This window comes from Silvanigrella aquatica (assembly GCF_001907975.1).
GTDB lineage: Bacteria > Bdellovibrionota_B > Oligoflexia > Silvanigrellales > Silvanigrellaceae > Silvanigrella > Silvanigrella aquatica.
Genome location: NZ_CP017834.1, coordinates 266,756 through 278,769, shown reverse-complemented (window position 1 = coordinate 278,769; position 12,014 = coordinate 266,756). Strand labels below are relative to the sequence as shown.

12 protein-coding genes and 1 tRNA gene are annotated in these 12,014 nt (G+C 29.8%); 11 read left to right on the top strand and 2 right to left on the bottom strand.

Annotated elements, in window-relative coordinates:
- The first annotated feature begins 81 nt into the window (after positions 1 to 81).
- The 3 genes from AXG55_RS15005 (at position 82) to AXG55_RS01190 (ending at position 4,247) form a co-directional block, all read left to right on the top strand.
- The gene (locus AXG55_RS15005; protein ID WP_148696331.1) at positions 82 to 552 is read left to right on the top strand and encodes a helix-turn-helix domain-containing protein; all 471 of its coding nucleotides are present in this window, start codon (positions 82 to 84) and stop codon (positions 550 to 552) included.
- 105 nt (positions 553 to 657) lie between these two features.
- A complete protein-coding gene (gene dnaB, locus AXG55_RS01195; RefSeq protein ID WP_148696330.1) occupies positions 658 to 2,022 on the top strand; it encodes a replicative DNA helicase in 1,365 nt (454 codons plus the stop codon).
- A gap of 122 nt (positions 2,023 to 2,144) precedes the next feature.
- Positions 2,145 to 4,247 carry an HD domain-containing phosphohydrolase gene (locus AXG55_RS01190; protein WP_148696329.1) on the top strand — a complete coding sequence of 701 codons (2,103 nt, stop codon included), beginning with the start codon at positions 2,145 to 2,147 and terminating at the stop codon, positions 4,245 to 4,247.
- Positions 4,248 to 4,281: 34 nt separating this feature from the next.
- On the opposite strand, the gene AXG55_RS01185 is transcribed toward AXG55_RS01190, so the two are convergent.
- Positions 4,282 to 4,358 (bottom strand) — tRNA-Glu (locus AXG55_RS01185).
- Positions 4,359 to 4,588: 230 nt separating this feature from the next.
- On the opposite strand from AXG55_RS01185, the gene AXG55_RS01180 reads away from it, so the two are divergent.
- From AXG55_RS01180 to AXG55_RS15100, 3 genes are read left to right on the top strand one after another with little or no spacing between them, the layout of a single operon-like run.
- Positions 4,589 to 5,614 carry an ATP-binding cassette domain-containing protein gene (locus AXG55_RS01180; RefSeq protein ID WP_233231288.1) on the top strand — a complete coding sequence of 342 codons (1,026 nt, stop codon included), beginning with the start codon at positions 4,589 to 4,591 and terminating at the stop codon, positions 5,612 to 5,614.
- Positions 5,607 to 6,404, top strand: coding sequence for a hypothetical protein (locus AXG55_RS01175; RefSeq protein WP_148696327.1), 798 nt, complete (start codon positions 5,607 to 5,609; stop codon positions 6,402 to 6,404). Before AXG55_RS01180 ends, AXG55_RS01175 begins: the two co-directional genes overlap by 8 nt.
- Positions 6,405 to 7,181 carry an ABC-2 family transporter protein gene (locus AXG55_RS15100; RefSeq protein ID WP_148696326.1) on the top strand — a complete coding sequence of 259 codons (777 nt, stop codon included), beginning with the start codon at positions 6,405 to 6,407 and terminating at the stop codon, positions 7,179 to 7,181.
- Between the two features lie 16 nt (positions 7,182 to 7,197).
- Here the strand turns inward: AXG55_RS15100 and AXG55_RS01165 are convergent, their stop codons facing one another.
- A complete protein-coding gene (locus AXG55_RS01165; protein WP_148696325.1) occupies positions 7,198 to 7,629 on the bottom strand; it encodes an organic hydroperoxide resistance protein in 432 nt (143 codons plus the stop codon).
- 223 nt (positions 7,630 to 7,852) lie between these two features.
- On the opposite strand from AXG55_RS01165, the gene AXG55_RS01160 reads away from it, so the two are divergent.
- From AXG55_RS01160 to AXG55_RS01145, 5 genes are all read left to right on the top strand, one after another.
- Entirely contained in the window at positions 7,853 to 8,590 is a 738-nt protein-coding gene (locus tag AXG55_RS01160; RefSeq protein ID WP_148696324.1) for a hypothetical protein, read from the top strand.
- 21 nt (positions 8,591 to 8,611) lie between these two features.
- Positions 8,612 to 8,830, top strand: coding sequence for a hypothetical protein (locus tag AXG55_RS01155; protein ID WP_148696323.1), 219 nt, complete (start codon positions 8,612 to 8,614; stop codon positions 8,828 to 8,830).
- Between the two features lie 371 nt (positions 8,831 to 9,201).
- Positions 9,202 to 9,705, top strand: coding sequence for a S8 family serine peptidase (locus AXG55_RS14760; protein ID WP_233231287.1), 504 nt, complete (start codon positions 9,202 to 9,204; stop codon positions 9,703 to 9,705).
- Positions 9,596 to 11,125 carry a S8 family serine peptidase gene (locus AXG55_RS01150; RefSeq protein WP_233231286.1) on the top strand — a complete coding sequence of 510 codons (1,530 nt, stop codon included), beginning with the start codon at positions 9,596 to 9,598 and terminating at the stop codon, positions 11,123 to 11,125. Before AXG55_RS14760 ends, AXG55_RS01150 begins: the two co-directional genes overlap by 110 nt.
- 151 nt (positions 11,126 to 11,276) lie before the next feature.
- On the top strand, positions 11,277 to 12,008 hold the full coding sequence (locus AXG55_RS01145; RefSeq protein ID WP_148696321.1) for a hypothetical protein: 732 nt from the start codon (positions 11,277 to 11,279) through the stop codon (positions 12,006 to 12,008).
- Positions 12,009 to 12,014 lie beyond the last annotated feature (6 nt).

Genomic DNA, 12,014 nt, shown 5'->3' with positions numbered 1-12,014 from the left:
CTTAGGTTGAGGCATTGTCCCACCGCGTTGACACTGTTCTGCTACAACTGGGAATTTATATTTGTTTTAAAGGAATATTACATGAATTCTGAAAACCTAAATAGAACAATAGAGGGAGCAACTGTCCAAGGACCGGCGGATGAAAACGACAACTCACCAATGGCGAATGATAAACTTCTTAGCTTTTCATCCTGTCCTGACGAATTCAAGCTATTTATAGAAGAAACCAGCCTTGAAAAGCTTGTCTATTGGAAACTTTATAATTTATTTGAAAAGTTTGATGAAGATTCACCAAATGACATTTTAAAAACTGTTTTAGCTCATGTGGAAAGACCCCTGTTTGCTTTAGTTTTAAAGAAAACAAAAGGAAATCAGAGCAAAGCAGCCGATGTGTTAGGTTGCAACCGCAATACTTTACATAGAAAATTAAAAGAATTTTCTATTGAACCCAAAGATCTACGTAAAGCATTGAGAAGCTCAGAAAATTCTCAGTCAAGAGCAACGTATAATAATAATAACCGCTTGGAAGAAATCTCTGTAGAAGCTAGGTAATTTTTGAATATGATTTGCCGTGTTCATCTCTATCGAATTCTAATATAGCTTCCAGATAGCTTTTTTTTAAAAAGCTATCGGTTTCCACATTTGATAGGTTTGTCCATGAACACTTCCTTACAAAATACACCTAGTATCGCCGGCCTTCCTCATTCCCGCGAGGCAGAACAGGCGGTTCTTGGAACTATTCTCGCCACACCTTCAAGCATTTTTGGATTTACAGACAAACTCATACCAGACTATTTTTTTGACCCTCAGCATAGAATTATTGTTTCTGCTATGCGGGAACTTGTAGCAGAGAACACACCCGCAGATGTGACTTTAGTCTATGGCAAACTCAGAGAAAAAGGCGATAATCTTAAAGTAGGAGATCTGGAAGGTGTCCGTAGACTTCTTGAGTTTAATGCCAGACCTGAGCTCTTAGGCTATTGGCTTGATGAGGTCAAAAAATACTGGGAACTTCGCATTGTTATTGAGGCTTGTGCCGAAATTGTAGCGCGTGGCAAAAAAGTTGCCGGAGCTAATGTAGATGAGTTCCTCAGCTATGCGGAATCGAAATTTACCCAATTAGCAGAATCCCGCATTACCACGGGCTTAATTCCTTCAGCTCAAGTTGTTCGAGAAACCATTCTCGATCTCGAAAAAATATTCCAAAATCCGGGTAAAATTACAGGGATTCCAAGTGGGTTTACGGACTTGGATAAAATCACTGCAGGTTTTCAACCTTCAGACTTAATTATTTTAGCGGCTCGTCCCGCTATGGGAAAAACCTCTTTGGCTTTAAATTTTGCGAGCAACGCCGTATTTTTGCATCAAAAAACGGTGGCCTTTTTCAGCCTTGAAATGAGCAATGCCCAGTTAATGCAAAGAATGCTTGCCACAGCAGCAAAAATTGAATCCCATAAATTTCGCGATGGTAAAATGACCAGCGAAGAATTGGCACGTTTATACCCTGAAGCCGCTTCCTTTCAAACAGATAAACTTTTACTAGATGACTCCCCAGGAATCAGCATTATCGATTTAGCCAGCCGCTGCCGCAAAGTGAAACGCGAAAAAGGGTGTTTAGACATGATTATTGTAGACTATTTGCAATTGATGTCTGCAAATACATCAGCAAAAGGGGCACAAAACCGAGAAAGAGAAATATCAATTATCAGTATGGGTTTAAAATCTTTAGCAAAAGAATTAAGTTGCCCCGTTATTGCCCTCTCTCAGCTCAATCGTGGCCTAGAGCAACGCCCCGACAAACGCCCCAGACCCTCAGATTTGCGTGAATCGGGCTCTATTGAACAAGATGCCGATCAAATTTTATTTGTTTATCGTGACGAAGTTTATAATAAAGACAGCCCTGATAAAGGGATTGCTGAAATTATTATTGGAAAAAATAGACATGGCTCCATAGATACCGTCAAGCTAGCCTTTCAAAGCAGTTTCACATCGTTTCATAATTTAGCTCGGTTTGATTCCTAAACATTTCTTCCTACTTTCAAATTCTTAAGAAAATATATAATAATTTCCTATTCCTATTTAAGAAAATAACCGAATGAAACATGGATTTATGCTCTAAAGCTTAGCAGGCCTGGAGAAATATTGTGTCGATTTCACCGTTTCATAACATTGATGTGATTCTGTTTTGTAAACCTTTTGATATCAAATTATCTTTATCAGAAATTAATGAACTCAGAGTCAATGTAAAAGAAAGTAACATTCAAGAAGAATTTTTAATTCAAAAGTCAGATCCCGAAAATTTAAAATTATTTATTTTAACTCCACAGCAATATTATAATAATAGAGATGAATTAAAAAAATTTATGGAATATGGCACCAACTCTAAACATACAGGCTTTATATTAATTGAAAATAAAAATGAAATTCCTACAATATTACTTAGAAAAAAAATTCTTTCGATTTATAAAGATCTTAACATCTTAGCCGATTTAAAATATCCTATTACAAAGCAGCAATTTTATCATGAAGTCAAAAATGCAATATACTTTTTATTTTTACATTCAAGTTATGACTATTTATCTTCATTTTCTGTATTAAGAGATTTGGAAAGCCAAGCCATGAAAGACATCAGTCAGGCTATGACTCACAAATCTTTTTTTGCAGGAGAATTTTTAGATCTCGTATTAAAAAAGAGCATGGAAATTACAACAGCAGATGCGGGTTTTATTCTTATAAAAGATAATATATTTGATCCTCCTGCTGAACCAAAAGAAGCAAATACGGCTCATATACTTAATAAACCTTTAAAATTTATTCAAAAATCTAAAATATTAAATAGTCAAAAATTATTTTTAAAAAAACAGCCACTCGATATTGACCACTCTCATTTAACAAAAATAATGGTTGAAGAAAAAGTTAGTGTTTCTTGGTTTGATGAAATTATTTCTGATAAAAAAAATAACAAAATAGTTGGATTCAAAAAAAATCCCCACCTTCCCGAAGTTGAATTTGATCATAAAACATACAAAATAAAATCTTATTGTGCTTTTCCCATTCAGCTCCCCTCTGGAGAAGTCGATGGCTTTGTGATTTTAATTAATAAAAGACTTTCTGAGGCAAATACTTTAGATAAACACTTAGATATTGATAACTATGTCACAAAATTTAATTCACATGATCTCAATTTAGTGGAATCATTTACAAATCAAGCAGGAATTGCTCTTGAACATGCAAAATTAATTAATGATTTAAAGAAAGTTTTTGAATCTTTTACGGCAGCAAGTATTATTGCCATAGAATCAAGAGATCCTACAACAAAAGGTCATAGCGAACGCGTCGCAACCTTAACAGTAGGCCTTGCGGAAGCACTGAATAAAACCTCAACTGGAATTTATGGATCCTTTGAATTTTCTAAAATTCAAATTGAAGAAATACGCTACGCATCGTTATTACATGATTTTGGAAAAATTGGCGTAAGAGAACATATATTAAATAAAGAAAAAAAACTTTTTAGTCACGAATTAGATAAAATTCACACGCGATTTTTTTCTATTCGAGACAAATTACATATTCATTTATTAGAGTCTTATATAAAAAATCTCATGCTAAAAAATGAGCCACCAAATCAAAAAGACATAGATAAATATAAACTGGAAATAGAAAATGTTACAAATAAACTCGTCAAATTTTGGGATGTCATTGTTGATGTCAACGAACCCGCATTACTCAGCCAAGAATTTTTTGAAAAAATTTCTGAAATTGCAGCAACCAAAATCATTGTAGGTGAAGAATCCTTACCTCTATTAACTGAAAAAGAAATTAATATTTTAAGTATTAAAAGAGGATCATTAAGTGAATCAGAGCGCAGAGAAATAGAAAGTCATGTAACACATTCTTACAATTTTTTAATTCAAATCCCTTGGTCAAATGAGTTACGTGATATTCCTGAAATCGTTTATGGTCATCATGAAAGACTTGATGGCTCTGGATATCCACGGAAATTAAAGGATAAAAACATTCCTGTCCAAGCAAAAATGATGGCCATTACAGATGTTTTCGATGCCTTAGTTGCCCAAGACCGCCCCTACAAAAAAGCCGTTCCCTACGACAAAGCTTTAAATATTTTGGCTGCTGAAGTTAAAAATGGAAAATTGGATGGAGAGCTTTTCAGAATATTTGTTGAAGCCCAAGTGGGTGACCTTATCATCCCACAAAATCAACCCCCAACTTCTTCTTCAGTTGCTTAATTATTTAAAATTTATTTCCTTTATAATGACTATTTGGTGACCCTTACGGGATTTGAACCCATGTTCCCATCGTGAAAGGATGGTGTCCTTGACCTACTAGACGAAAGGGTCGAACGACAGTAAGCACTACCTGTAGCAAAAACATTTTATAACCTCAATCAAATATATCAATATTTATGTTATTTACAAAATGCCTCAGTTGCATAAGCAGTTTGATTTAATAGCTCACCATTTATTTTTTTTTATAATTTTTTTGACTTTCAATAAAAATAATAATAATTGTTTTTTGGCTAGAATTTCAAGGAAAAAGTGGTTGATATAAAAAAATTTTAGAGGTCTTTGTGGAAAATTTACTTATAGCAAATAAAATAAATAAATATATTCTTGAAAAGAAATCATATGAGAATAGAAATATTTTTAAAAAAATCAAGCTCTATTTCAAGAAAAATTACATAAAAAAATATATATTAAAAAATTGTACCCTTCAATTAAATAAAGGAGAATCAATTGCTATTTTAGGAAGAAATGGCGCGGGAAAATCCACTCTTATTAAAATACTAACTGGCATTACAATCCCTTCTAGTGGCGATCTCATCGTTTGCCAATCTAAACCCCATTTACGAGAATCTCATTTTTTAAAAAATATTGGCGTTGTTTTTGGGCACAAAAACTCATTAGTTTGGGATCTTCCTTTAATAGATAGTTTAATTTTGCATAAAATAATTTATAATATTGATGAAGCACAATATTATAAAAAATTAAATTATCTTTTAGATATTTTAAATTTATCAGAATGCATGGAATCTAAAGTCAAGTTTATGAGTCTTGGTCAAAGAGTAAAATCAAATATTTTAATGAATTTACTCCATTCTCCTGCGCTTGTATTTTTAGACGAACCCACTATTGGAGTTGATATTGAGTCAAAAAATCAAATACGAGAGTTTATCAATTATGAAAAACAGCATAATAAAACTTCCTTTATAATGACCTCACATGACTCAACTGACATTGAAAATTGTAGTGACTATATTCATGTTTTATCTAATGGTGAAATTGCCTTTTCTGAAAAAACTTTTGAAACAAAAAACACTTATAAAAATAAAACCCAAATTATTGTCAAAAAATTAAATATTAATAAAGAAATTTTTAATCCTATTTTAAAAAATAACGATATAATTTTTAAAGAAACCATAAACTCATATAAATTAACCATTCCAAAAGAAAATGAAAGAGAGACTCTGAATTTTCTTTTGGCAAATAATATTGTTTCTTTTGAAATTAAAGCAATGACATTTGAAGACATTATTGCAGATATGTTTAATATAGCCGCAAATTTTAATAACGAAGAAGAATTCGAATATGAATAGATTAAAAATTAAAAATATCTACCAATTTATGAATGTGAGTATGAAAAGCACTTATATTGATAGTGGTATGTTTTTAACTGATATTATTATTGGAATATCAGTACCTGTCTTAATACAAATTTGCTTTTGGAGCCATGCCTTTAATAGTAATGTAAACCAAATATTCTATAATTTTACTTTTGATAAAATTATATTTTATGTTATTATTACGGTTATTTTGGGCAGAATGAATAATCCTTGGCATATTATTGACATCATATCTGGACAAATAAAAAGTGGCGAATTTGATAGCTACTTAGTAAAACCCATGACTCATTTTAGCTATTATAAAAACTTTTTTTATGGGCAAAATATAATATATCTTATAATATTATGTATTTTTCTCATACCCGCCTTTTTTATCTATAGCCATATTATTTACTTTTTTCCACTTGTTTTATTTTTATATTTTTCCCAGTACATATGCTTTCAAATGGGTTATATTTTTGGAATTTTAGCTTTTTGGGTTATTAATAGCAATTTTTTAGCTTTTTCATTTTTCGTACTCACTTTTTGTCTTGGTGGAATCATACTTCCCTTAGAGTTTTGGCCAAATATTCTGCAACCTCTTTTGGAATACAATCCGTTTCGACTTGTTATCTCAGGGGTTGCTGATATGGCTATAAACCCCAGTTTTCATAAAGTCATTAAATTATCAATAATGTATATATTTTATTACTTTTTATTTAAAATAATTATTAATAAATTACTTTCTCTTTCTAAAAATGTTTATAATTCAAGCGGCGGATAAATGAATATTAAATTATTAATACACACTATGATTTATAATTTTAAAAAAGAATTTTCTTACAAAATCGATTTTTTTGGAGATTTATTTTCAAATTGTATATTTTATTCTTTCCAATTGATTTTATTCAGCACAATATTTTCTTATATTAATCATTTAGAAAATTGGAATAAAAATAGTTTTTATTTAAGTTTTTTGTTTTATATTTTTATATTTTTTTCTATTGAATCTTTTAATAAATCTATCTCAGATTTTTTTAGAATGATATTTTCAGGAAAAATAGCTCCTTATCTTTGCTGCCCTATACCCTTATATTTTTTAATTTTTATTTACTTTTTTTCCCCTGCTAAATTAATACTCTCTTTTTTGTTTTTACTATATATATTATATTATTCTTTTCAAATTGGAATACTCCACAGCATATACGAAATATTACTTCTTATTCTTATTTTAGGAACTCTCATTTTTATAAATTTAATTTATATTTTTATGCTTAATTTTTTATCTCTTTTTGCTCAAAGAGAACTTCCTGTTGAATATATTCATCACGAAGTTTTTAGTTTAAATCTTATTCCCCCCACAATTTACAACTCAAAAGTATTTTATACCTTACTTATAAGCTTTCCCTTGATATTAAGTGCCGCTCTACCGGTGTATATTTTTGAATTTAAAAAATTTGAATTTATTTATTATTTATTACCTTTATTTTTTATAATGATATTTATTACCAAAATTCTACTTCGTAAAATAAAAAATTATTATGGAATGTTCGGCGGATAAGATTGAACTATATATATTAAACATTTACCGTTAATTTCACTTGAATATTATTTCGTGTTGCATTGGAATACGGACAAACAATATGAGCTTTTTGCACTAAGTCCTCAGCAGCCGTTTTTTGCATGCCAGGCAAAAAAACTTTAAGCTCAACCTCAACCCCAAAGCCGTTTGGAATGGGACCAATACCTACAATTCCTGTGATGGAAGTATCCGCAGGCAAAGTTATTTTATTGCTTCCGGCAACAAATTTCATAGCTCCAAGAAAACAGGCAGAATATCCCGCTGCAAATAATTGCTCTGGATTTGTTCCTACTCCCCCCGCACCACCTAATTCTTTAGGAGTCGTAAGACTCACTTCTAAAATACCATCTGATGATTTTGCCTTACCATCTCGTCCGCCCGTTGCCGTTGCTTGAGCACGGTATAAAACTTTTTCTACATTGGTCATTATTTTATCCTTATTACAATGGAATTCAAACCAGTTTCTCTGATCTAAAATATCTTAACAGAAATAAAATTAATATAAATATCATTTTATGAATAATATTTATATTAATTTTGGTATAAATTAATTTATTTTTTTGATAGCTAAAATTATGTCAAAATTTTGAGACATGACAAATTATCATAGCAAGACATATTATATTCATAATATTAATATGGAGGCCTATTTGAAATTAAAAAAAATAATATTTATCTTTATTTCTATAATTTTTCTGGCTATCATTATTAAATTTAATAAAATAAAAAAAAATTTTTGGGATGATAAAAAAATAGAGGCCATTTATAACAATATTTTCCCTTCATATGAAATTGAAAGTTTGACAATAAATTACAATAAAAAAAATAATAACGAAGTTTTAAACAAAAATAATATTCAAAATATTACTGATTTAAAAACTGTTATAAATAGCACAAAATATAATGAAATATCGTTTAAAAATTACTTAAAAAAAATCTCTAAAAAAACTGTTCCTGGAACTCATGAGTGGCTTCTTGCTCCCAAAACTTTAGCAATTGAAAAGAAGAAGATAATAAAATTTGATTCCCAAATTCTCTGGGAAGACGAAAATTTTTACTATATAAATGAAGGAGAGTACGGAATTAAAGGTACTGGAAAAAACTACAATCCTAATTATTCTCTGGTAGCTATTGATAAAGATACTTTAGAAATTGGTATTATCAATGGTTATTTTATTCTAAAACTTAAAGAAATTGAAAATAATCCAAAACAATTTGCAAAAAACCATGGTGTAAAATTTATTTCATATTACCCCAAAAGCAACACAATGATTATAAGAATGGAAAATGGTACAAATATTACTGAGACATTTCATAATTTGAAGCAAAGTCCGTCTATAAAAAACGTAGATGTTGAAGTGCTTGATGGATTTCCCATATTAGATTAGTTTAATTATTAGGAAATATAAATGAATTTTAGAAATTTTATATTCTTTTTCTCATATCTTTTTTTAAATAGCTGTTCCAAAGAAGATTTTAAAAACTCATGCCCAGATACACCACATTCAGGAGTCATTCCGCCTCCTCAATTCAACTCTAAATCAAATGAAGCAAAAGGCGATATTTTATTCAATCAACAATGGTATTTAAAAAATAAATATTCTTTATCTATTCATCTTATATTATAATAATATAAATATTTTTTTGTAATAATTAACACTTTTACATTATAAATACATAATACTTTATAATTAAAGTCGTTCAATATAAATAGACTCAATCCAAATTACTCCTCACCACATATTAATAGAAATTATTATTACTAAAGATTATTTTAGAAAAGAAATAAATCAATTTTAATAAAAAAATGCTGTATAAAAATAGCTCTTTACATTTACTTCATACTATTATAATAAAATAGATTGCTTGTATGAGTAAATTCAGATAATCACTGCAATGAGACATCTCAATATTTCAAAAATGAGGCTATCAATAAAATAATTCAATATTAAATTTACTATTTATTTTATCATATTAAAAACACAAAAAAAGGAATAACGTGAAAGCAAAAAGCATTATTAAATTTTTATTTATTTCTCTCATTTTTTTAAATTGCTCTAGAAATAATAAAATAAATAACTATGGTAACACAGGTTTATCTCCTGATATATTATTTAACCAGCAGTGGTACCTAAAAAATACAGGACAAATGACTTATTTTAATCTCAGAGTAAAAAATGGGATTGACCTTAATATTTCTTATCCTCAAATATATACAGGACAAGGAGTTAAAGCAATAGTTGCAGATGATGGCGTTTATTTTGACCACCCTAATTTGGCTCCTAATTTATTAGCAAACTTTTCTTTAGATTTTTCAGATTCCTCTCTAGGTAAAATACCCGTAAATAAACCAGAAATTAAAGACAAAATTAATGACACCCACGGAACATTTGTTGCAGGAATATTGGGAGGATCTCATAGCCAAAAAAAATGGATTCCGTGGAGTCGCACCAAACGTAAATATAGCTTCTGCAAATCGTTTATCTCAAGTAATAGACCATAATCAAATTTCATATTCAGACATGGATTTAAAACTTTATAGCCATGTCGAAAATAATAAAATTCAAATAATAAATGAAAGCTATGGTACAGCGGCCTATTCTTATACTTTTTCTCACAATAATAGCGATTTTATCGGAATGAGTGAAATAAATTTTATTACTGTGAAAGCATCTGGTAACCAAACATGCTCGACTGATTTAGCCAATAAATTTTATAATAAAAACAAATCATCAATTGATGCTAAATTTCTGAATTTTAATTTCCATAATAACGAAAGCTTGAAAGAGCTGCCTCACAATGTAAAAAATTATTATAAATCAATTCGACCACATATATCAACAATGGAAAAAACAGCATCGAATCCCTACCGCATTCTTGTTGCAGGTATAAGCCATAAAGGAGTAATTAATAATACTTCTACTTTTGGATCGAATATTTGGATATCAGGATTTTCAGGAGGCTCTTCGTCAACAACCTTAAGCAAGGATTCATTGAATATCGATCCCAAATATGTTGGAATTTTAACAACAACTATTCCAATAAATCGGCCATATGGAGGGACCTATTTTAATAAACGCCTTCTCCCAGAAAATAGGGAAGGATATTACAATACAGAACTTTCAGGCACATCATTTGCCACTCCCATGATAAGCGGCGTCATTGCTTTATTGTTAGAAGCAAATCCAAACTTAAGCTATTGGGATGTAAAGTATATTTTAGCCAAAACAGCGAATAGAAACAAACTTGTTTCAGATCCTTTGCCTAGTTGTATTAAAATACTCAGCATCATTGGTGACTTTTCAAGTGATTTTTTGGATCTTTGGAAAACAGGCTGGGTTGAAAATAAAGCCGGAAATTTTTTTCATAATTATTACGGTTTTGGTTTAGTCGATACGGATAGAGCAATTGAAATGGCTCTTAATATAAAAAATGGAGTAACTCCTTCACCTTATCAAGGAAAAAAAGTTCAACGCATTCAGAATTCTCTTGAAATTCAGAATAATTCTAATCAAATTATTCCCCCCAATTCAAGCATTACAAGTGAATTAGTAATTACAGAAAATATCAACATTGACGGCGTTCGAGTTACTCCTTATATTTTAGCGGCAAAAGCAGATAGCATATCAATCCAACTTGTTTCTCCTGACGAAACCACTTCTCAGCAACGCGGAACACATAGTACCATTTTATACCCAGGAAATTCTATGATTCAGCTTAGTGAAGATGAATCAGTGATTGAAGATATGCCCTACCCTGTTGACGATTATAAAAAGGATCTCAATGATAATTCAGGAGCCTATTTAACAAATGCTTTTTTCGAAGAACGCTCAAAGGGAAAATGGAAAATTATTATTACAAATCATTCCTTGGATAAAACATTCTACTTAGAAGGCTGGAAACTTGAGATTTATGGACATTGAAATTATTCCTCAATAAAACTGAAGAATAATTCTCAAAATTATGTTTTGTTATGAGCAAGAAATATTCCCTAAAATTATGTCAAAATCTTGAAAGATGACAAATTATCATTGTTAGACATATCATATTCATAAGATTAATAAGGAGGCTGAATTGAAATTAAAAACTATAATATTTATCATTTTATCTATAATTTTTATTATTATCATTTTTAAGTTTAACAAAGTAAATGTGCATAATGAAAATGACAAAAAACCAGATACCATTTTAAATCTGACAAATCAAGTACAAGACAATGTAAAAACCCCATTAAATGATAATGAGAAAAATAAAAAAGATAGTCAAATTATTAAAGATTTACAGCCTCAGAAAATAAATGACCGAAATAAAACGAAGTATACTGAATTTGCTTTTAAAAACCATTTAAAAGCAAATTCTAAAAAAACGGTTCCTGGAACAAAGGAATGGTTTCTCGCCCCTAAAACATTAGCTATCGATAAAAAGAAGATAAATAAATTTGATACTAAAATTCTTTGGGAAGATGATCATTTTTACTATATAAATGAAGGTGATTTTGGAATGAAAGGCACTGCCAAGAATTTCAATCCCAATTTTTCATTAGTGTCTATCGATAAAAACACGTTAGAAATTGGGATTATCAATGGTTATTTTATTATAACACTTGCTCAATTTGAAAACAACCCAAAACAATTTTCAAAAATTCATGGAGTCAAGTTTATATCATATTATCCCAATAGCAACATTCTGATCGTAAGAATGAAAAAAGGGAAAAATATTTCCGAGACATTTCAGATCTTGAAACAAAGTCCGACTGTAAAAAGTGTGAATATAGAAGTGATTGATGGATTTCCTGTGTTGAATTAATTTAAC

What these genes read in the sequence shown, in the direction of transcription:
- AXG55_RS01155 (WP_148696323.1), top strand. Translation starts at nt 8,612, where the DNA reads ATGAATTTTAGAAATTTTATATTCTTTTTCTCATATCTTTTTTTAAAT.
- AXG55_RS15005 (WP_148696331.1), top strand. Translation starts at nt 82, where the DNA reads ATGAATTCTGAAAACCTAAATAGAACAATAGAGGGAGCAACTGTCCAA.
- AXG55_RS01175 (WP_148696327.1), top strand. Translation starts at nt 5,607, where the DNA reads ATGAATAGATTAAAAATTAAAAATATCTACCAATTTATGAATGTGAGT.
- dnaB (WP_148696330.1), top strand. Translation starts at nt 658, where the DNA reads ATGAACACTTCCTTACAAAATACACCTAGTATCGCCGGCCTTCCTCAT.
- AXG55_RS15100 (WP_148696326.1), top strand. Translation starts at nt 6,405, where the DNA reads ATGAATATTAAATTATTAATACACACTATGATTTATAATTTTAAAAAA.
- AXG55_RS01165 (WP_148696325.1), bottom strand. Translation starts at nt 7,629, where the DNA reads ATGACCAATGTAGAAAAAGTTTTATACCGTGCTCAAGCAACGGCAACG.